This window comes from Mesorhizobium sp. AA22 (genome assembly GCF_001672375.2).
GTDB classification, from domain to species: Bacteria; Pseudomonadota; Alphaproteobacteria; order Rhizobiales; family Rhizobiaceae; genus Mesorhizobium; species Mesorhizobium wenxiniae.
Map to the genome: position 1 here is coordinate 4,857,526 of NZ_CP048406.1, position 19,496 is coordinate 4,877,021.

The 19,496-nt window shown below is 61.1% G+C and carries 24 protein-coding genes; 8 read left to right on the top strand and 16 right to left on the bottom strand.

Annotated features, from left to right (window positions below):
* Window positions 1–17 precede the first annotated feature (17 nt).
* Together A9K68_RS23445 and A9K68_RS23450 are read right to left on the bottom strand one after the other, a co-directional pair.
* On the bottom strand, window positions 18–464 hold the full coding sequence (locus A9K68_RS23445; protein ID WP_246811217.1) for a TIGR02588 family protein: 447 nt from the start codon (window positions 462–464) through the stop codon (window positions 18–20).
* Entirely contained in the window at window positions 461–1,303 is an 843-nt protein-coding gene (locus A9K68_RS23450) for a TIGR02587 family membrane protein (protein WP_065010377.1), read from the bottom strand. The genes A9K68_RS23445 and A9K68_RS23450 overlap by 4 nt, the downstream gene beginning before the upstream one ends.
* Window positions 1,304–1,502: 199 nt before the next feature.
* Here A9K68_RS23450 and A9K68_RS23455 point away from each other — a divergent pair, with 199 nt between their 5' ends.
* Window positions 1,503–1,946: a PPC domain-containing DNA-binding protein gene (locus A9K68_RS23455; RefSeq protein ID WP_065010376.1), complete on the top strand. Its 444-nt coding sequence runs from the start codon at window positions 1,503–1,505 to the stop codon at window positions 1,944–1,946.
* Between the two features lie 32 nt (window positions 1,947–1,978).
* Here the strand turns inward: A9K68_RS23455 and A9K68_RS23460 are convergent, their stop codons facing one another.
* The 4 genes from A9K68_RS23460 to A9K68_RS23475 form a co-directional block, all read right to left on the bottom strand.
* A complete protein-coding gene (locus tag A9K68_RS23460; protein ID WP_065010375.1) occupies window positions 1,979–3,256 on the bottom strand; it encodes a DUF763 domain-containing protein in 1,278 nt (425 codons plus the stop codon).
* A 21-nt stretch (window positions 3,257–3,277) separates the two neighbouring features.
* The gene (locus A9K68_RS23465) at window positions 3,278–3,523 is read right to left on the bottom strand and encodes a hypothetical protein (RefSeq protein ID WP_065010374.1); all 246 of its coding nucleotides are present in this window, start codon (window positions 3,521–3,523) and stop codon (window positions 3,278–3,280) included.
* A 169-nt stretch (window positions 3,524–3,692) separates the two neighbouring features.
* Window positions 3,693–4,130, bottom strand: coding sequence for a GFA family protein (locus A9K68_RS23470; protein WP_065010373.1), 438 nt, complete (start codon window positions 4,128–4,130; stop codon window positions 3,693–3,695).
* The gene (locus A9K68_RS23475; RefSeq protein ID WP_065010372.1) at window positions 4,127–4,759 is read right to left on the bottom strand and encodes an alpha-ketoglutarate-dependent dioxygenase AlkB; all 633 of its coding nucleotides are present in this window, start codon (window positions 4,757–4,759) and stop codon (window positions 4,127–4,129) included. The genes A9K68_RS23470 and A9K68_RS23475 overlap by 4 nt, the downstream gene beginning before the upstream one ends.
* Before the next feature lie 12 nt (window positions 4,760–4,771).
* Between A9K68_RS23475 and A9K68_RS23480 the strand changes: the two genes are divergently transcribed.
* Complete coding sequence (locus A9K68_RS23480) at window positions 4,772–5,116, top strand: KTSC domain-containing protein (RefSeq protein ID WP_348640728.1); 345 nt, start codon at window positions 4,772–4,774, stop codon at window positions 5,114–5,116.
* A 61-nt stretch (window positions 5,117–5,177) separates the two neighbouring features.
* Here A9K68_RS23480 and A9K68_RS23485 read toward each other — a convergent pair whose 3' ends face one another.
* Window positions 5,178–5,393, bottom strand: a complete 216-nt coding sequence (locus tag A9K68_RS23485) for a hypothetical protein (RefSeq protein WP_065010371.1) — start codon at window positions 5,391–5,393, stop codon at window positions 5,178–5,180.
* A gap of 177 nt (window positions 5,394–5,570) precedes the next feature.
* On the opposite strand from A9K68_RS23485, the gene A9K68_RS23490 reads away from it, so the two are divergent.
* Together A9K68_RS23490 and ligD are read left to right on the top strand one after the other, a co-directional pair.
* Entirely contained in the window at window positions 5,571–6,440 is an 870-nt protein-coding gene (locus A9K68_RS23490) for a Ku protein (RefSeq protein ID WP_029356317.1), read from the top strand.
* Between the two features lie 3 nt (window positions 6,441–6,443).
* Complete coding sequence (gene ligD, locus A9K68_RS23495; RefSeq protein ID WP_065010370.1) at window positions 6,444–8,993, top strand: DNA ligase D; 2,550 nt, start codon at window positions 6,444–6,446, stop codon at window positions 8,991–8,993.
* Window positions 8,994–9,028: 35 nt separating this feature from the next.
* Here ligD and A9K68_RS23500 read toward each other — a convergent pair whose 3' ends face one another.
* Together A9K68_RS23500 and A9K68_RS23505 are read right to left on the bottom strand one after the other, a co-directional pair.
* Entirely contained in the window at window positions 9,029–10,042 is a 1,014-nt protein-coding gene (locus A9K68_RS23500; protein WP_065010369.1) for an ATP-dependent DNA ligase, read from the bottom strand.
* Window positions 10,043–10,078: 36 nt separating this feature from the next.
* Window positions 10,079–10,882, bottom strand: a complete 804-nt coding sequence (locus tag A9K68_RS23505) for a Ku protein (RefSeq protein ID WP_065010368.1) — start codon at window positions 10,880–10,882, stop codon at window positions 10,079–10,081.
* Window positions 10,883–11,064: 182 nt separating this feature from the next.
* On the opposite strand from A9K68_RS23505, the gene A9K68_RS23510 reads away from it, so the two are divergent.
* Both A9K68_RS23510 and A9K68_RS23515 read left to right on the top strand, forming a co-directional pair.
* The gene (locus A9K68_RS23510; protein WP_065010367.1) at window positions 11,065–12,207 is read left to right on the top strand and encodes a branched-chain amino acid ABC transporter substrate-binding protein; all 1,143 of its coding nucleotides are present in this window, start codon (window positions 11,065–11,067) and stop codon (window positions 12,205–12,207) included.
* Between the two features lie 173 nt (window positions 12,208–12,380).
* Entirely contained in the window at window positions 12,381–13,070 is a 690-nt protein-coding gene (locus tag A9K68_RS23515) for a phosphoribosyltransferase (protein ID WP_065010468.1), read from the top strand.
* Between the two features lie 115 nt (window positions 13,071–13,185).
* On the opposite strand, the gene A9K68_RS23520 is transcribed toward A9K68_RS23515, so the two are convergent.
* The 3 genes from A9K68_RS23520 to A9K68_RS31430 form a co-directional block, all read right to left on the bottom strand.
* On the bottom strand, window positions 13,186–13,401 hold the full coding sequence (locus A9K68_RS23520) for a hypothetical protein (protein ID WP_065010366.1): 216 nt from the start codon (window positions 13,399–13,401) through the stop codon (window positions 13,186–13,188).
* Between the two features lie 16 nt (window positions 13,402–13,417).
* On the bottom strand, window positions 13,418–13,663 hold the full coding sequence (locus tag A9K68_RS23525) for a hypothetical protein (protein ID WP_029356303.1): 246 nt from the start codon (window positions 13,661–13,663) through the stop codon (window positions 13,418–13,420).
* 230 nt (window positions 13,664–13,893) lie between these two features.
* A complete protein-coding gene (locus A9K68_RS31430) occupies window positions 13,894–14,055 on the bottom strand; it encodes a hypothetical protein (RefSeq protein ID WP_082982578.1) in 162 nt (53 codons plus the stop codon).
* A gap of 498 nt (window positions 14,056–14,553) precedes the next feature.
* Here A9K68_RS31430 and A9K68_RS23530 point away from each other — a divergent pair, with 498 nt between their 5' ends.
* The gene (locus A9K68_RS23530; RefSeq protein WP_065010467.1) at window positions 14,554–16,299 is read left to right on the top strand and encodes a thiamine pyrophosphate-dependent enzyme; all 1,746 of its coding nucleotides are present in this window, start codon (window positions 14,554–14,556) and stop codon (window positions 16,297–16,299) included.
* Between the two features lie 19 nt (window positions 16,300–16,318).
* Here A9K68_RS23530 and A9K68_RS23535 read toward each other — a convergent pair whose 3' ends face one another.
* The 3 genes from A9K68_RS23535 to A9K68_RS23545 form a co-directional block, all read right to left on the bottom strand.
* Window positions 16,319–16,600, bottom strand: coding sequence for a hypothetical protein (locus A9K68_RS23535; RefSeq protein ID WP_065010364.1), 282 nt, complete (start codon window positions 16,598–16,600; stop codon window positions 16,319–16,321).
* Window positions 16,601–16,766: 166 nt separating this feature from the next.
* Window positions 16,767–17,015: a hypothetical protein gene (locus A9K68_RS23540; protein ID WP_065010363.1), complete on the bottom strand. Its 249-nt coding sequence runs from the start codon at window positions 17,013–17,015 to the stop codon at window positions 16,767–16,769.
* Window positions 17,016–17,145: 130 nt separating this feature from the next.
* On the bottom strand, window positions 17,146–17,901 hold the full coding sequence (locus tag A9K68_RS23545; RefSeq protein WP_348640693.1) for an SIR2 family protein: 756 nt from the start codon (window positions 17,899–17,901) through the stop codon (window positions 17,146–17,148).
* Window positions 17,902–18,165: 264 nt separating this feature from the next.
* Here A9K68_RS23545 and A9K68_RS23550 point away from each other — a divergent pair, with 264 nt between their 5' ends.
* Window positions 18,166–18,492 (top strand): hypothetical protein, encoded by a 327-nt coding sequence (locus tag A9K68_RS23550; protein WP_065010466.1) that lies wholly within the window; start codon window positions 18,166–18,168, stop codon window positions 18,490–18,492.
* A gap of 18 nt (window positions 18,493–18,510) precedes the next feature.
* Here A9K68_RS23550 and A9K68_RS23555 read toward each other — a convergent pair whose 3' ends face one another.
* Window positions 18,511–19,446 carry an NAD(P)/FAD-dependent oxidoreductase gene (locus A9K68_RS23555; protein ID WP_065010361.1) on the bottom strand — a complete coding sequence of 312 codons (936 nt, stop codon included), beginning with the start codon at window positions 19,444–19,446 and terminating at the stop codon, window positions 18,511–18,513.
* Window positions 19,447–19,496 lie beyond the last annotated feature (50 nt).

Consider the following 19,496-nt stretch of genomic DNA (forward strand, 5'->3'; position numbering starts at 1 on the left):
ATGGCGTTGTCGACTGGTCAGGGTTCACTGTATCCACTAGCAAAGAGGCGCAGGTCATAGGCCTCGGGATCTCGACGAAAGATCAACGCGCCCTTCCGTTGGGATTCCTGTGGAACATAGTCGAGCGTAGCGCTGCTCTCCTCGACGATCTCATCGCCATTGCGGAGTTCACCTTTGATCTCGACAGCAGCAACTGATTTCCCCGCCCTGTTTGCGGCGGCGAACTCGACCACATAGCCGCCCTCGGTGACCCCGACCGCGAGCGGCAGCACAACGATCCGGGCGGTCTCATCGCGCGTGCTCAAGCCATCGACGACAAGATAGCTGAGCACGGCAAGCAGGGCTACCGAGCTTATCCCCGCCACAACCCACTCCGTGACCGAAGTCCCGGGTTTGCGTGTCATTCCTTTGTTGTCGGACTGCTGTTTCTGTTGCTTGTCGCCTTTTGCGGGATTCTTTGTCACAGAATGAGCCTCGCAACCGCCGCCCCGAGCGCGCCAGGAAACGACAGAACCACGACTGCACTGAGTGTCTCCGAAAAGCCGGCGCCATCGGTCCTGCCGAAGGTCCACAGGATATAAAGGTTCACAAGCATCACCAGGACATAGCCGACGATTGCATAGCGAAAGAAGATGCTGACGAATCCAGCGCCTGGCTCGGGACTGTGCGAGCCGCGGAATTCGAACTCATAGACGAAGGCGTGCATGAGAGCGAGGGTGACCACCACCAGAGCGATTTCCTGCCAGGGGTGCATCTTGTAAGCGATGAGGACGACCTCCTCCGTTGGTGCGATGTTCACCGATAGAAACAGAGCTCCGACCACCATCAGGAACAGCTCTCCGGTGTAGCCGGGCTCGGGAATGTCCACCTCCTCCAACAAACTCGGGCCAAGCTGGGCGCGTGCCAAAGATGCTCCTAGACTGCCTGGGACAACCTGCACCGCTATTTTGCCAATCACCTCCCGTAGCGGCATTTCGACGGTCACGATGCCGAAAATAAAAAACACCGCAGCAGCCGCCACAGCGGCCACAAGTATCGCCACAAAAGCATCGGCGATGCGGTCGCGAAGCGCCACCGTCTGGCGAAAGCCTCCGTACTTGTGCAGCAGCACCAGCATTGGCAAAGTGACAGCCAGGAACAGGGCGAGCCGCAGTGGGTGAAGGTGAAATCCCAGCGCCCAAGCTTCCATGGTCATCAGCACCGGGACGGCGAAGATCAACGCTCCGGCAAAGGCGCGCCCAAGACCAATCCAGAACTCACGCGGCGTTGGCACACGCCTGACGATGATTTCAGTTGGCGCCACGTCCGCTCCCTCAGAGATAGCCTGCGGGGAACAATGTTTCCTGCGCGATCTTGTTCCGGACCACTGCATCTTCGATAGTCAGACGGCGCAGCGATGTTCAAACCCAGACCAAACCTGTTGGGAACTCGCGCGCCAGCTTTCCGTTCGAACTCTCGATCGAAATACAACGCTAAGCCGACACAGCGTCTGGAGTGAAATCATGAAATCGCAGCTCGTTGCCGAAAGCGCCGGACAAAGGACGTTCGTGGTGGTGCTTGATCCTGGCGAGGAAGCGTTCGCGGCGCTTACGTCTTTCGCGGGCGGGCAGAACATTGGCGGCGCCTCGCTGACCGCGCTCGGCGCCTTCGAAACGGCGACAGTCGGCTGGTTCGACGTTGGAGAAAAGACCTATCGGAAAATCCCGGTTCGGGAACAGTGCGAGGTGCTCAGCGCGATCGGCCATATTGCGATCGGCGACGACGGCAAGCCCAGCCTTCACGTCCACGCGGTGCTCGGGTTGCGCGATGGCAGCACGCGGGGCGGGCATCTGCTCGAAGGCATCGTTCGGCCGACTCTTGAAGTCACAGTGGTGGAAGCGCCTGGGCATCTGCGCCGCAGGAAGCGCCCGGAACTCGGCATCGCCTTGATCGATCTGGATACTTGAAACCGAACTCGGTTCAGGCGATCCGGCCGCGCTTATCCTTTTTGTTTGATTACGTCTGCGGACGTCTCGGGTGCCGCCTCCCAGCCGAACACACTGCGACCGCCGAGCAGATGCGACTGATCGAACTCTCCGGCAACGATTTCCTTCAGGCTGGGGCCTGTGGCATAGCGTTCGACCTGCCGTGACTGGTCGTCGAGCCGCTTCAAGGCACCGATTTCTTCGTCGCGGCCGAGCCTGGCCTTGTGGACCGCGGACTTCAGCACGCCGATCGTCTCGTCATAGACTTTCAGCGGCACGGGGAATGGATGTCTGTCCTTGCCGCCATGCGCCAGCGAGAAGTGCCCCGGATCGGAAAACCGGCATGGCGCGCCATGCAGAACCTCGGCAACCAGCGCCAGAGCCCGCACCGTGCGCGCACCGACGCCGGGGACCAGAAGAAGATCGGAAAAATCGGCGGGGCCACGCTCGGCAGCCGCCGCCATGTTCCCATGAAGGCGGCGCATGACGACATCGCTTTCGCGAACGTCGTGGTGCGCCGGCATGACCAGGTGTGGCAGCATCGGCTGCTGTTCAGGCGCCTGCTCTGGAGCCGGGGCCGTCCCACGTTCCAGCGCGGCGAATTCCCTCAGAATGCGATCCGGTCCGAGGTCCTGCAGGAGCTCCAGCTGTCCCTTGCGCGAAGCGTCGGCGCGGCGGTCGGTCAGGTTGACGATTTCGCCCTGGTTGGCGCCTTCGATGGCGGCATGCGGCTGGTCGACGAAGCTCTTCAGGCCTTCGGACAGCCAGTGATAGCGGCGCGCCACCTTGCTGTCGCCGTTCATGCCCTGCTGCACCACGACCCAGTCGCCATCATTGGTAACGATAAAGCCATGCAGGTAGAGGTCGAAGCCGTCCTGAACGGCGGCGCTGTCAACCTTGGCGACGAGCCGGCTGGCAGTTGCCAGGCCTGTTCCGTCGAAGCCGACGCGCTCGCCGATGACGGCAAGCTCGTGCGGGGTCTTGCGTGAATGCGCGCCGCGGCCGCCGCACACGTGAATACCAAGTTCACCGGAGAGCGGAGCCAACCCGCGTTTCAAGGCGCCGATGACGCTGGTCGTGATGCCGGATGAATGCCAGTCCATTCCCATAACCGCGCCAAACGACTGGAACCAGAAGGGATGCGCCAACCGGCGCAGCAGCTCCTCGCGACCGTAGTGGTGAATGATCGCCTCGCACATGACCGCGCCAAGGCGCGTCATCCGGTCGCCGAGCCATTTCGGCACGCGTCCGCCATGAAGTGGCAGGTCTGCGCTTCCCGATCGTTGTGCCAAATCTTGCTGCCTGTTGCCGAACTATGCCTTGCGCTCAACAGAAAGGTATCGAAAGCGGCGTGAAGAAGCGATGATACCCGCTTCAAGCTGCCGATGCCCGTTCCGAATTCCATCGCCGGCCTTGGTGCCCGGCCGCTTGGCGATCACTGTAGCGGTTATCGCTTCGCTGTGGAGATCAAACTTCTCGATGTCACAATGCTCACCCGGCAATAGATCCGTCGGCCGCGGTGACTCGTCAGGTCGCCGCCCATTGATCTCGAACGACATCACGGGTCCGGGATCTGGGCGCCGCTCCGTTCCAACCAGGCGTGCTCAATAACCGGAGGCCCGATGATCGTCTCAAGGTCTTCATGGTCCGCCGCCTTCCAGGTGAGCGCCAACACAGCGTGGTGGTCGCGGGGTATCACCAGACCGACCATTGGCGGCGCTTGCCGGGTTACCGATCGGCGGGATTTCCGACCGCCGGATCGCGCCGCCTTGAATATCTTCCCACACGTGGCAGATCGTCACGAAATTCCACCCACGGCAGCTTCATGTCCCAATAGGCATGAGCCTGCGGCGCAAAACGTTCGGGGTGGTCGAAGAAGCCGATCGTCACATAGAGTTCTTCGGGAAGCCCCTGGTCGAGATAGGCTATGGATGTCCCGCAATCGGCGCAGAAGGTGCGGAGCACGCCTCGGGTCCTCGAGAACGTCTTCGGCGTGCCGGTCAGCAATCTGAACTGGGCCGGTCGATAGCCGACCCAGACGGTCAGCGGGCTCCCTATGGCCTTGCGGCAATCGTCGTCGTGATCGGAGCAAATCCAGAACGGGTCGCCATGCAGCTCAGCCGTTATCGAACCGCAAAAACAGGAGCCGGTCTCGGTCCTGGTCATCGAACTATCGCTTCTGATCGAGGCGACCGTTGCGGGTGCAGAGTCCGCAGGGTGATGGAGTAGCGGTGCTCGGAACGCGGCGGGATACTGTGCTGCCATTCGGTGCGCGCCGGTCCCGTCATCAGGTAAGCCGACCTTGGCTCGAGGATGATGGTCTGGCGATCCCATCCAGCGCCGTTCTTCCGGCGGAGCCGAAAGCTGCATGGCGCAAGAAGAGAAACGCCGGCTACGGCATCGAAATGCGGCTTGTCGCGATGCCAGCCGATACCCGCCCCGGGCCGGTACTCGTTGATCAAGACCTGCACGAAAGCATCGGCGGGCAGCCGCGCAAATGCCGCCACCTTGTCCCTGAGCGGCATCAGAAAAGCAGGGATAGGAGGCGCCTCGACGACTTTGCGTTGGTCAAAATCGTAGCGCAGGCCAAAACCGGCCACGCGCCGGTTTGCGAGATGGCCATGAAAGTCGAAAGGCTGGAAGGCGAGACTTTCGAGCTGCCGCGCCAGCTCGGCCTCTTCCTGCGCGGTGATCAGCTCCGGCTGGTAGTGAAATCCTTCCGGCAGATCGTTGGGCGCACGAAACAGGTCGCCTTGGCCAGCGAATTCCGGCTGCTTGGTTTTGAGCGATGGCATCAACCCTAATTGGTGAAGCCGGCCGGCGGCGGCAAGACCTTGGAGGCGTCGAGCCGGCCGGATCACCGCCTCCATATCTTGGGCGAGACGGAACCTGGCTTGCCGGGCTGGGTTATTGCCCAGACGCGTCGAGTGTTTGGAAATGCCTTCACTGCTATTCAAAGCATCAATTACGATCCGGCGACGAGGACCCTCTCCGTATGGTTCGTCCCAAGCGGAAATCGCTACGATTACGACGACGTGCCGCCGCAGACCTACGCTGCATTCCGCAAGGCCTCGTCAAAAGGTCGGTTCTTCAACGCGTTCATTCGAGACCGGTATAGCTACCATTTGGTCGCGCAGAGCCAGTCGGGGTGAGATCTTCTGCCCTTGTCGCGCGCAATGCATCCGGGAGGAATCCGGTCGGCCGGCCGATCCCTCATTGAGCCGGCGGCGTACCGGGTTGATCGCCGCCCGTCGTCGTCTTCGGCGTCGGGTCCTTGTCGACTTCGGGATTTTGATCGACGGTGTTGGTGTTGCTTTGTGTCGGTTCAGTGCTGCTGGTGCTGCCCTGTGTCGGTTCGGTCTCGTCGCTGCAACCCGCTAGAGCCAGCGCCGCCAAAAATGATAGGCTCGTCAACGACAGTCTCGTCATGGCCAACCGCTCCCTTCCTGCTCGACAACGGTGAGTACTGAATTTGGTTGCAGCGGAATTGCTTGTCTGCTGGCCTAGAACCCTTCTGATCGACGCCGCGTAGGCGCCAAAGGAACAAATCTCCGCGCCGCCACGTTGCATTTCCAGTGCAATGCTTGTGACAGAGAGGCTAACGTCTTGGCGCCGAGAGCAAATTGGAAGGGTTTTCTGAAAATTGGAGAACTCAGCTGCCCGGTGGCGCTCTATACGGCTGCCTCAACCTCTGAGCGGATCGCTTTCCACACAATAAACCGCGCCACGGGCCATAGGGTGCATCGCGCCTTCGTCGACAGCGATAGCGGGAAGCCGGTCGAGAAGGACGACCAGGTCAAAGGCTTTGAGATCGGCTCGGGTGAGTACGTCGTGCTCGAACCCGATGAGGTCGCAGCCGCTGTCCCCGAGAGCGACAAGACGCTGTCGGTCTCGGCCTTCATCGGCTGTTCCGATGTCGACGACGTGTATTTCGACAAGCCGTATTACCTCGCCCCGCCGGATAAACACGCGGAGGAAGCTTTTGGGCTGATCCGCGAGGGCATGCGCAGGAAGAAAGTCGCTGCCATCGCCCAGACCGTCCTGTTCCGGCGCATCCGGACCCTGCTCATCCGGGCCTATGACGAAGGCCTGGTCGCAACGACGCTGAACTTCGACTACGAGGTGCGCTCGGCGGAGGAGGCCTTCGATAACATTCCCGATATGAAGATCGAGGGCGAGATGCTCGAACTGGCCGAACACATCATCAAGACCAAGAAGGGCAAATTCGATCCGACCAAATTCGACGATCGATATGAGGCGGCGCTTGCCGAGCTGGTGAAAGCAAAGCTCGAAGGCAAAAAGATCGCCGTTCCGAAGCCGGCCAAGCGGGAGAAGGTCGTCGATCTTATGGATGCGCTGCGCCAGAGTGCCGGCGTTGGCGGCAAGCAGCCCTCGACAAGAAAGCCCGCGGCAAAGTCAAAGCCGGCGCGCCACGCAAAGGCGAAGCAGACAGCACCGCGTCGGAAGGCCGGCTGACCGATGGCGCTCGAGACCTACCGCAAGAAGCGCAATTTTTCCGTTACCCCGGAGCCGCAGGGGCGCAGGGTGCCCGGGACCGGCAACAGCTTCGTCATACAGAAGCATGATGCCACCCGGCTCCATTACGATTTTCGTCTCGAAATGGACGGCGTGCTCAAGAGCTGGGCCGTCACAAAAGGGCCGAGCCTGATCCCCGGCGAGAAGCGCCTTGCCGTCCATGTCGAGGATCATCCTTTGGAATATGGCGGTTTCGAAGGCACCATCCCTAAAGGCGAATATGGCGGCGGCACCGTTATTTTGTGGGACAGAGGCACTTGGTCGCCGATCGGCGACGCGCCTCGCGGCTATGCGAAAGGCCATCTCGATTTCGAACTTCACGGCGAGAAGCTCGGCGGCCGCTGGCACCTTGTGCGGATGGCCGGAAAGCCGCGGGAGAAGCGCGAGAACTGGCTGCTGATCAAAGGCGACGATGACGCCGCGCGCACGGAAGGTGATCCCGACATTCTGGACGAGCGGCCGGAATCCGTCGCGACCGGCCGCAAGATCGAGGACGTCGCCGGCGAAGAGCCCGGCTGGTCGTCCAAGACGGGGCGCATTCGGAAGCGCCGCGGCGGCCGCACGGGGGCGACTCAACCAGAAGAGCGGCCTGCAACCGTAAGCGTTCCCCAACCGTCAAAGATCAAGGGTGCCAAGAAGGCAGCGCTTCCCGATTTCGTCGAGCCGACGCTGGCGACCCTGGTCTCGTCCGCGCCGTCCGGCGAACGCTGGCTGCACGAGATCAAATTCGACGGCTACCGGCTGCAGGCCAGGATCGAAGCCGGTCGCGTTAAACTGTTGACGCGGAGCGGTCTCGACTGGACAAAGAAATTCGGAAAGGCGGTCGTTTCGGCGCTGGCCGATATCCCTGTCGGGACGGCGCTGATCGATGGTGAACTCGTGGTCGAGACCTCCGCCGGCGCATCGGATTTTTCCGCGCTGCAAGCCGATCTCAGCGAGGGCCGCAGTGATCGCTTTCGCTTCTACGTCTTCGACCTGCTTCATCTTGACGGGTACGATCTGCGTGACGTTGCGTTGATCACCCGCAAGGAATTGCTGGAAAAGATCATCGGCGGTGATAACGCCATCATCAGCTACAGCGGACATTTTGAGGAGAATGGCGCTCTGGTCCTGCAACACGCCTGCCGGCTTAGCCTGGAAGGCGTTGTCTCGAAGCTTCGCGACGCGCCCTACCGCTCTGGCCGCAACAAGAACTGGGTGAAGTCGAAATGCTCTGCGCGGCAGGAATTTGTCGTGGCCGGCTATGTCCCCTCGACAACCTCGCGCAATGCGATCGGTTCGCTCATCCTGGGTGTCTATGATGACGGCAAGCTCCATCATGTCGGACGGGTCGGCACCGGCTACACGGCGGCGGTTGCCGAGAGCCTCTTCAAGAAGCTCGAGCGAATACGCATTCCGTCAACCCCGTTCGACGAACGGCTGACCGCCGAGGAGGCTCGGCAAGTCCGCTATGTCAGGCCGGAACTCGTCGCCGAAATCGAGTTCCGGGCGTGGACCGCCGACGGCAATCTGCGCCACGCCTCATTCCGCGGATTACGCGAAGACAAGCCGGCGAAGGAGATCGTCCGCGAAACGCCGAAGACGAGCAAGGCAGCACCCAAACCTCAGCGTCGGAGCGTCAAGCTCACCCATCCCGATCGCCTCTACTGGCCGGACCAGGGCGTGACCAAGGAAGGCCTCGCCGATTATTATGCCGAGGTGTGGCGCTATGCGTCGCCCTACATCGTCGGCCGCGCGTTAGCGCTGGTGCGATGTCCCAACGGGATTTCGGGTGAGCAGTTCTTCCAGAAGCATGCCTGGAAGGGGCTCAACCCCAACATTGTCCTGGTTCACGACCCCAAGGATCCGCCCGACGAGCGGCTGATCAGCATCAATGATCTCGATGGGCTGATCGGTCTCGTCCAATCGGCGGCGCTGGAGATCCACCCCTGGGGTTCGATGGTAAGCGATTGGGAGCGTCCGGACACGATCATCATGGATCTCGACCCCGGCGAGGACGTGAGCTGGGAGGCGGTGATCGAAGCCGCCGTCGAGACCCGCGACCGGCTGAAGAATGCAGGGCTTGTCCCCTTCATCAAGACCTCCGGCGGCAAGGGTCTGCACGTTGTGGCGCCGTTGAAACCGAAAGCGGAATGGCCAGCTGTGAAAGCCTTCACCAAGGCGATTGCCGACTCCATGGCCGCCGACAGTCCCAACCGCTACGTCTCGACCATCACAAAATCCAAACGGCGCGGAAAAATCCTCGTCGACTATCTGCGAAACCAGCGCGGTGCGACCGCAGTCGCACCCTATTCGACAAGAGCACGACCGGGTGCGGCGGTGTCTATGCCGCTTGCATGGGACGAGCTCGGACCCGGCATCGGACCGGCCTATTTTACCGTCGAGAACACACCGACCCGGCTTGCCTCACTATCGTCGGATCCCTGGCAGGATTTCCGAGCTGCCGCAGCGCCGATCGAAGATCGTGCAAACCGACGCAAGAAAGCCGCTTGAGGAGGGCATTGCGAAGATGCATGCATCCGAACAAATCAGGCGATCTGCTCAAACGTGCATTGTTCCGGAGCCTTGTCCGGCCGCCAGCGCAGGAACTTGGTGCCATGCCGGAAACGGTCGCCGGTGACGTGATCGAAGCGTACTTCGACCACCAGTTCGGGCCGGACCGGCTCCCATTTACCGCTGCGCTCGGTGCTCCAGCGGCTCGGCCCGCCCGGCGCCTTTCCGGTGAAGCCGGGGGGCTCGCGCATCGCTTCGAGTTTGCGGGTAAGCTCTGCCCTGTCGTCCTTGGCAATGGTCGAGGTGAAACCGACGTGATCGAGCTTGCCGGCCTGGTTGTACAGACCCAGCAACAGAGAGCCGACCTGCGGGCTGTTGCTGAGATAGCGAAAGCCGCCGACCACGCAATCGGCCGACCGCAACCGCTTTACCTTCACCATCGCGCGCACCCCCGGTTGGTACGGACCGTCCAGCCGCTTGGCGACCACGCCGTCTGTCGCCCCATGTCCGGCAGCCCCTAACCAGGAGCGGGCTTCCTTCACATCGCGCGTACAGTGCGAAAGCACGATGTTCCTGCGGTTTGCCGAAGCGACGAAAGCCTCAAGGATCGCTCGCCGTTTTTTCAGGGTCCGCGCCAACCAGACAGTTCCGTGCTCATCGCAGAGCATGTCGAAGAGGACGATGTGCGCCGGGGTTTCGGCGGACAGCTTGCGGATCCTGCTCTCGGCGGGATGAAGCCGCATCTGGAGGGCGTCGAACGACGGTTTGCCGTCGACCGAGATGACGATTTCACCGTCGACGACAAAACGGCGCGACGGCAGTTCCTTCAATGTCGCGACGAGTTCGGGAAAATAGCGTCCGAGCGGCTTGCCTGACTTTGCGCGCAACTCCACCGCATCGTCCTGCCGAAATGCCAGGCAGCGAAAACCATCCCATTTGCGCTCGTATTGCCATCCGTCTCCTTCGGGAATCGCATCGGCCGCCTTGGCCTCCATCGGAGGCGTATCGAGCGGCAGGGCGAAGCCGCCGTCGCGGGGGATGACCTTCATTGTGCTGCCTTTGTTCTCCCGAGCAACTCCGTGCGCCTATTTTCGCTTTCCGGCCTCCGAGCCGATGCTTTTGCGCAGCGCATCCATGATGTTGATCACGTTGCTGGGCGGTTGCTCGGCCTTGTCCTTCGCCTTGGTTGGACGCTTCTTGCCCTTCTTCTTCGAGGCAATGATCTCCAGCAGCCGCGCCTGGACGGGATCTCCGGTCATGGCGGGATCCCACTGCCTGGTTCGCTCATCGATCAAGGTCGAGACCATATCCATCAGTTTCGGGTCGGGTTTGGCGTTTTCGATCTTGCCGAAATAATCCTCGGGATCGCGAACCTCGTCGCCATAGCGCAGTGTCCACAGCACGATACCCTTGCCTCGTGGTTCAAGCATGACGGCGCGCTCGCGGCGGTACATGACCAGTCGCGATATTCCGACTTTCCCTGTCGACTGCATCGCGTCGCGAATGACCGAGAATGCTTCCTCCCCGACCGGATCGTCAGGGGTGAGATAGTGGGGCTTGTCGTACCAGATCCAGCCGATGCTGTCGGCATCGACAAACATGTCGATGTCGATGGTGCGCGTGCTCTCCAGCGCGACTGCGTCGATCTCATCGTCCTCGAGCAGGACGTATTCGTCCTCGCCGCGCTGATAGCCCTTGACCTCGTCGTCTTCAGCAACTGGTTTGCCGTTGACGGCGTCGACATATTGGCTGACGACGCGATGCCCGCTCTTGCGATTGAGCGTATGGAACCGGACCTTTTCGCTCTCGGTGGTAGCGGGCGTCATCGCGACCGGACAGGTCACGAGCGAAAGCTTCAGATAGCCTTTCCAGAAAGGACGCGGCGCCATCGAGGATCCTCGGCAGGTGTAAAACAGTCGAACGCATCAAGGTGATCGATTGTTCCAGCATCGTTTCGTCGCGCTCCAAGGCTCGCCAGCAAGAATCCATCATTTTTCCGGTTCGAGAAGGAACTGATGCGCGCAAGCGCAGTTCGGGGCAGACAAACGGCTCGGCAGCAAGGACCATTTCAATGTCGGAAGCGATCCGGATCGCAATCGGCGCTCCATTGTCGGGAAATGCGGCGGCGCTTGGCGCCGAGATGAAGCAAGCGATCGAACTCGCGGTCGAGGAGCAGAACGCGGACGGTGGCATTGCGGGCTTTCCCATCATGGTTGAGGGTGCGGACGATCAGGGAAAGGTCGAGACCGGACGGCAAGTCGCGGACGACTTTTGCAACCGGCCGGATCTGCTTGGCGTCGTTGGCCACTACAACAGCAATGTCACCATCGCTGCGGCGGAAATCTATGCCGCCCACGACCTCCCGATGATCACGCCGATCGCTTCCGACACAGCGCTCACCGAGCGCTCTCTGCCGAATGTCTTTCGCTTCACCAACCGGGATGATCAGACCGGAGCAGCCATTTCCCGTCATCTCTACGACACCATGGGCAAGCGCCGCGCCGTCCTCGTCGAAACCGAAACGATGTACGGCCACAGCATAGGCATCGCGTTCTCGCGGGCCTTTCTGTCGCTCGGAGGACGCATCGCGGAGCGGCGAACGGTTCGCGAAGGGAGCCGCGATTTTGACCCGCTGGTCGCATCTCTGCGGGCCGATTTCGATCTGCTGTTCTACGGCGGCAGTTTCGAGGGTGCTTTCATCCTGCGGGCGATGCGCCGTGCAGGTCTCCACCAGCTCTTTGCCAGCGGTGACGGCTGTTGGGACGCGGTGAATTTCCTTGAGCCTGCGGGAGAAACCGCAACATTGGGCGAAGGCGTTCTCGTGCTGTCCGCCACGCCCGAAGTGGGTAGAGTCGCTGGTTCAAGCGATTTCGCTGCACGCTATGCGACGCTGTTCGGACCAATCGGCAACTATGCGGTGAATTCCTACGATTCAGTCCGCGTGCTGATCGCCGCAATCAGGGACGCGATCACTGAAACCAAGGGAAATCCGAGCCGGCGCGACGTTCTGACTGCGATGCGGAAGCTCCGCTTCAAAGGCATTGCTTATAGCGATCCCGTGCAGTGGGACGAAAAAGGCGACAACCTGGCCGTCGTCACGGCGCTCAATGTCGTGGAAAATGGCCGATTCCGACAGGTTGCGGAAATCCCGCGAACGCAAGGGGGCCTGATAGATGCGGCCTCGCGACGACCGCGGCAATTTTTATCAAGGTGAAACGAAACAATTGCCTCCGATCGCCGTTTCGCCAGCAAGGTGAATTTGGGCGAGGAAGCGACGATGAGTGCAACCGGTCCGGAGGTTTTCGGCAAGACGCTGCAGACCGCGAACATCTTGGCACGAGTAGCGACCCAGCGATGCCAGGTCTCGCCCTTGCAAAGGTGAAGCCAATGATTTTTGACGCGCCGAAATTCAGGGATCGAACGGAGGCGGGGCGCCAGCTTGCCGCCGCTTTGACCGGGTTCGCGGCAACCGATCCACTGGTACTGGCGCTGCCACGCGGCGGAGTGCCGGTTGGCTTCGAAGTGGCGAAGGCACTCCGTGCCCGGCTCGACGTGCTGCTTGTACGCAAGATCGGCGCGCCGGGCCATTCCGAATATGGCATCGGCGCGGTCGTCGACGGGGAGAATCCGCAGCTCGTCCTCAACGAGGAGGCGATGGCTTTGGTCCAACCGTCAGACGATTACGTCGAGGCAGAGAAACGGCGGCAACTGCTCGAAATCGAACGCCGCAGAAACCTGTATCTCGGCAGCAGGCCTGCAGCTTCAGTCCTTGGCCGGACCGTTATCGTCGTCGACGACGGCATAGCGACCGGAGGCACGGTCAGAGTGGCGCTCAAGGCGTTAAGGAAGGATCGGGCCGCGCATGTTGTCTTGGCCGTTCCGGTAGCACCCAGGGATACGCTCGCCCTGATAAAAGCCGATGTGGACGAAGTGGTCTGTCTCGCCACGCCCGAGCCGTTTGTTGCGGTGGGCCGGTATTATGGGGACTTCGCGCAGACCACGGACGCGGAGGTGATCCGGCTGCTGCGTGAGGCAGAACAGTTCGAGAGCAAATCGTCGATGCGATCTGCCGGTTAACTCATCGCCGACAGCCGAAGGAGCAAGCTATCGCTAAGGACCGACGGAAGCAGATCGTCGAGCGGGCGAAATCTTTCTCTACCAGCAAGACCGCGCCCCAACGGCGGGCGAGCCGTCAGTCCCGCAAACGATTGGCAGCGTGATCCTGGCGCTGCTCGGTCGCGACCTGCTTGGAATCCAGACCGCGTTCCTTCGTATGCTGAGCCTTGTCGCGGTTGGACAGGATTTGGTTTTCTTCGAGCTTATCCTTTGGGGTCGTGGTCATGGCACCTGTACCAGAACCCTTTCCCCGTGCACCCGCTCCGACATGCTTCTTGCTACCTTTTGCCATCGGCTTGCTCCAATTCTTAGTCGTCGGGACGATTCTTGTGGTGAACGCTCTCCTGATTTTCTCCGCGAAGGATGTTGCGATCGTCAGGATCAACAAGGTCGGGTGTCTTGGACCTGATTTCCGATCCCTTGCGCAGCGCTTCACGTTCCGCTGCGGATCGCTTCAGGTCCGCCTCTGCGTCGAAATCCTTGCCGGCGCCCTTCGTGTTCTCCCGCTTTTCAATGATGCGCAATTGCTGCTCATGGGTCCTGCGTCCAGCCATTGGTTCCTCCTTGCGTTGGATTTGAGGCCCAGATTGCTGACGGCATCGTCGACGTCCCGGTGATTGCAGGGGCCACGGTCCTTGCCGAAGCGGGAATCGTGGGCACCACGATCTGAGCCTGTCCTTATGGCGATAATGGCAGGGCGGCGTGATCGTTCCGAAATGGCGGTCGAATAAACCGTCCATCGCTCATCGACTCCGGACTGCCCATCCGCATCTGCCACGATTCGTCAGTCTTTCTCCTCGCGATACAAGCGCTCGGTCGCCCGCGCGCTCACCCTGCGTTCTGCGGGACCGCGACGGCGTCGCGTAAGGAGTGCGTAGGCGATCAGGATTGCCAGTATCAGGGGACCGCCTGCAACGACGAGCAACCACATGCTGTTCTCAAACATGGACCATCTCCTTTCCCTCACAACCGAGAAGGCGCCGTAACCGTTCCTGGGCTCTGCGTAATGGAACCCTGTTCGCTGCGGACGGCGCCCGACCCGAAGCGATTGCCTGTCTGCGAGCTCGCGATCCGTTGCTTTGACGGCAATTATGCTACTGATTTGGCTGTGGTGCTGATTTGCGCCGACGACCCGCCGCCGAGGAGGGTTTTTGTTTGAGTTTCGGCCATCCCTCAGAGCTGCATGTCACGCTTAAGGCGCGACTTGAGCTCGCCGAACCATTTCCGAGAAACCGAGACCTGGTTGAAGTCCAAACGCGGTCTCCTGCGGTTTTGCCAGGCAAAGACTGAGGCCCGCCCCTCAGGCGGCGCTGCCCGCCTGCCGTTCCGATGGAACATCCCGGCATCTCCGTCGTTCGGCGACTGATCGCCGATGTCCACGTCTGACCCCTATCGCCGCAGCGGGAGCGTAAGGCTGCAGATACCAGATACAGAGGAGGCAACCATGCCCAACACTGCCGAGATCCTTGTCGACACATTGATCGCCTGGGACGTTCGCGTGATCTTCGGCCTGCCGGGAGACGGCATAAACGGCATCATGGAGGCGCTACGAACAAGGCAGGACAAGATCCGCTTCGTACAAGTGCGGCATGAGGAATCCGCGGCTTTCATGGCGACGGCCTATGCCAAATGGACGGGCAAACTCGGCGTCTGCCTCGCCACCTCAGGGCCAGGAGGCACTCACTTGCTCACCGGCCTCTACGACGCAAAGCTCGACCAGGCGCCGGTCCTTGCCATAACCGGCATGCAATTTCACGACCTGATCGAGACGTTCACGCAGCAGGATGTCGATCTCACCCGTGTTTTCAACGACGTCGCCATCTTCAACACGCAAGTGACCGACGCAGCGCATATGGAGAACGTTGCCGGCCTGGCCTGTCGTTCCGCTCTTGCGGGACGCGGCGTCTCCCATCTCTCGATAGCCAGCGACGTGCAGGAACAGACGTCGGCAAAGCGCTCGCCCCGCAACCTTCCAAGACACACGCCCGAACGGTGGTTCGAAGGAGACAAGCGACCCGACGAAGCCCAGCTTGCTCTTGCGGCCGATATCCTCAACACAGCCTCAAAGGTGGCGATACTCGCCGGGCGCGGTGCGCTGCATGCCCAGGCCGAACTCGAGAGGACGGCGGAACTCCTCGCCGCACCCGTTGCCAAGGCTTTGCTCGGCAAAGCCGTCTTGCCGGACGATCACCCGCACGTCATGGGCGGAATCGGAATATTGGGCTCGCTGACCTCGCAGGAGATCATGGAGGAATGCGAGGCGCTGCTGATCGTCGGCTCGACCTTCCCCTACATCGAATACTATCCCAAGCCCGGCAAGGCGCGCGGCGTGCAGATCGACCGCAACGCGCAGCGGATCGGCCTTCGCCATCCTGTCGAGGCCGGTCTCGTCGGCGATGCGGCCATCACGCTGCAATTGCTGAATGAAAGGCTGAAGCCTAAGCAGGACAGATCGTTTCTCGAGAACGCGCAGCAGAGCTTACAGCGTTGGCGCAAGATGATGGCCGAGGCGGAAAGCAGGGACGACGTGCCGCTCAAGCCGCAACGCGTCGTCAAGGCATTCGGCGACCGAATGCCGGTCAACGCGATCCTGGCTAGCGATTCCGGTCAGAACACCGAACTTGCCGCCCGTCATATCGATATCAAGGCAGGCCAGGATTTCGCCGTCTCCGGCTCGCTGGCATCGATGGCCTGCGGGCTGCCCTATGCGATTGCCGGCGGGATCGCCTTTCCGGGCCGGCCGGTTTTTGCGGTGGTGGGCGATGGCGGGCTGGCGATGCAGCTTGGCGAATTCTCGACGGCCGTGCGTTACAAGATTCCGCTCAAGCTTCTGGTGATCAAGAACAACATGCTCAACCAGATCGCCTGGGAGCAGATGATGTTCCTCGGCAACCCGCAATTTGCCTGCGAACTCCAGCCGATCGATTTCGCTTTGGCTGCTGAGGCCATGGGGGGCATCGGCTACAGCGTCACCCGGCCTGAGGACGTCAATGGGGTCCTTGATGCCGCGTTTGCCGCGGAAGGCCCGGTGATCATAGAGGCGGTCGTCGACGCGTATGAACCTATGCTGCCGCCGCGCATGCCGGACGAATATCGCAAGAACATGCGCACAGCGCTGCGGGAAACGCCAGGCCGTAAGGAGATCGAAGCAAACCTCGCTCGGGAGCCGCTGAAGACAATGATGGGCTGACTGCAGGTCCCCTGGCCGGTCACTCCTTGACGTAGGCGCCTGGCTGGCGCCCGCTCTTCGGAGCCTTGGCGTCCTTGGAACGCTCGGCGATCGACGGTCCGGCGCCGGATGTGGGCGGGTTTTGCCCTTCGGACTGATGGGTTTTGTCCTCCACCTCGTCCTTCGACCGTGTCAGGCCCATCCCGCCGGCAGGCTTCTTGTTGCCAGCCGCCTCTTGGGAGAATTGATCCGACGCGTCTGCATCTTTCTTGGCCGGGTACTTGGTAGCACCATGTTCGTAGCGGGTCTCGTTTTCAGTCATGGCGTGTCTCCGATTGCCTCATGCATAGCGGTTAAACAGCCCTGTGACGGCCGGGTTCCAACTGCCGCCCGTGCTCCCCACTGCCGGCATATGCGACGTCTGCAAACGGACGCGGCGCCCGCTGGCGCGGCTGCCGATTCGGCAACGCTCAGGCATCCTGCGGCAGTCAGGCCTCTTGCCATGGCGTGTGCAGGATATCGGCGCCCGGCTGCTCGTCGAACAGGACCGCGCAGCCGCGCTCCCACGCCACCGGCGACAGGGCGTTGGCCACGATTTCGTCCGGCGAGATGAAATCCCCGGTCAGCACCCGCAACTCTTCCACGGCTTTGGCCATTGACACCAATCGCCCGGCGGCGCGGCCGGTCGTGCAAGCGTTGATGACGGAAACGAGATCGATCATTTCGAAGTGGCCCATCCTAGGCCTCCGCAAACAGCGTCCCTTTCCGGCTATGAACGTCGCAGCGATCGACAATGTTCCCGGCCTGGTCGAACGAAGTCAGCTTTCCGAAGCTGCCGTCAACCATTCGGCTTCAAGCGCGGTGCAGTCACATCGCCTTTCCGGTATTGCCTATCCCTTCCTTAAGCTTGCTCAGGAATGCCACCAGAGCATCCTCCGGCCGATCGGCCTCCTCGGTCAGCATGTCGATACCCCAGCGTCCGAGGACCGCTTCCTGGACGACGCTCGGTTGCGGCATGAAGACGAACGATTTCGGACGGTTCTTTTCGTAGCCGGACCGGCGCCAGGTTTCCCAAAGCCGATACAGCAACAGACGGATGTTCATGTCGGACATGCTGTAGCCGATGAACAGGATGGTGCGCCCCAGTGCGTCGGCACGAAACTTCACATCCAGCGGCGACTCGAACGATAGCCGCTCGAAATAATCGGACTCCGCCAGGACCAGAGATGCATCGTCGTCGAAATCGCCGTGGTATTTGATGATCTGGGTAACTTCGCCGTTCACCTTGGCGATATCCTTGGCATTGGCCACTTTTACGAACGGGCGGTCGTGGACTTCGAATGCAACCTCAAGGTTCCGATCATAGTTGGTGGTGTAGATGATCGGGAAATCCAATGACACGATCAGCTTGTGGATCGCCGATCCCTTGACTTTTTCCCGCGAGACGCTCCATTCGCGATCCATCCAGCTGCGCAAGGGACCGAGACCCCCATTCTTCAGCCGGTAATATTCGGCAAGAGCCTGGTAGCTGGGTTCAGGTATGTCGACCATGTCGCGGTCGAGGCCGAGTTCATCCTCCATATGCTCGATGAGCTTCTGCCAGGATGGCAGGCCGACGCTCATCGACACCCCCGCCCCAACGAACAAGATCGCTCGTCGCTCTTTCACGGACTGAGCCAGTTGCTCGAGTGCAGACGGCATGGCCAACTCACCAGGCAATGATCCAACACAACTGCGAAAGGCGTCCTCTGTTCCGGAGAAGCCCGGACCACTGCCAAATGTGTCCAGCAAATGGGGTGTGTTCAGAAAATCGAGTGTGTTCAGCAAATCGGGCGCAGACTGGAACCGGTTGAGGCAGATTGAAGTTTGGTTGTCAGGGAGACGATGATGGCCGCACGACGAGATCAGACGACTGCCAAAGCGAGAGGCGATATTCAGGCCGGGGCGACGCAGGACAAGACCCCGGGGTTCGACCCTGCCGCCGCACCTGAAGCGACCGACGCCGAAGCGGCAGATGTGCCGAGCCCTGCCGCCGAGGCTCGCCCACGCCGACAGCCAGAGTTCACGAATGAAGCAAGCTTCGGCGATGCGATGCGGCGGCCGGTAGGAAGCGAGCCTGATCTTCAGCCTCGCAGCAACTGGCCGGTGCTGGTGATTGCCGCAGTCGTTCTCGTAGCGGCCGCGGTCTTCGTGATAGCAGCCATGCTGCGCTAGCGAGGTACGTTTCGAGAGCTATTCGTACCCGAGGGCAAGGTCATTGTGAGCATCTGTCGCGGCTATCGCAGCCTGGCCAAAAGCGACTGCGATCTGGTTCAGCGCTTTGACCAGGTCGCCGATGGCATACACTCCATCGACCGAAGTCCGCTGATGCTTGTCGACGACAACATAGCCCTCGTCGCAGCATTCGATGCCCATCGCCAGGGCGAGTTCGGAACGCACCCGGCATCCCATCGCCGGATAGATGACGTCGAAATGTCGCACCTCGCCGTCCTTAAGGATGGCCTCGTAACCATTTTCGGACGGAACAAACTTTTTGAACGTGTCGCAAATGGCAATGTTCTCTTCCATGGCCACGCGCCGTGTGCTGGCGGAAAAATCGGGAAGATAGCGTGCGAGCAGTGTGACGTGCTGCGTGTACTGCTTGAGGAACAAGGCCTCTCGCAGTGCCTTCGCCTCGTGTCCGATAACCGCAACCCGACGATCTATGACTTCATAGCCGTCGCAAACCGGGCAAAGGCGTACGCTGCCTCTGGCGATGGCCTCGCCCAGACGCGGAATTGCAGGCACGACGTCGACGATACCTGTCGCCAGGAATATCTTGCGGGCGACGATCCGCCCCGCGTTTGTCTCGGCACCAAATCCGCCTAAGGTCGGCTCGATCGATGACGCCTGATCCTGCACCAGTGTCGCTCCGTATTCGGCGGCCTGCGCGCGAAGGCGTTGCAGAAGATCGGGGCCGCTGATCCCTTCCGGAAATCCAGGGCAATTACGGCTTTGCGCAATCAGCATCGCGCGCGGTTCACCCGCGTCGACCACGACGACCCGATGACGAAACCTGCCGAGATAGATAGCGGCGGCCAGCCCCGCAGGTCCGCCGCCAACAATGAGAACATCCGCTTCAGTCGCGGATGAGGCTGAATGTCGGCGTTTGCGCACGGATTGATCCATCCGCGCCGAACGCACTCATGGGAAAGATGTTCCAGCGCCGAAATCGAAAG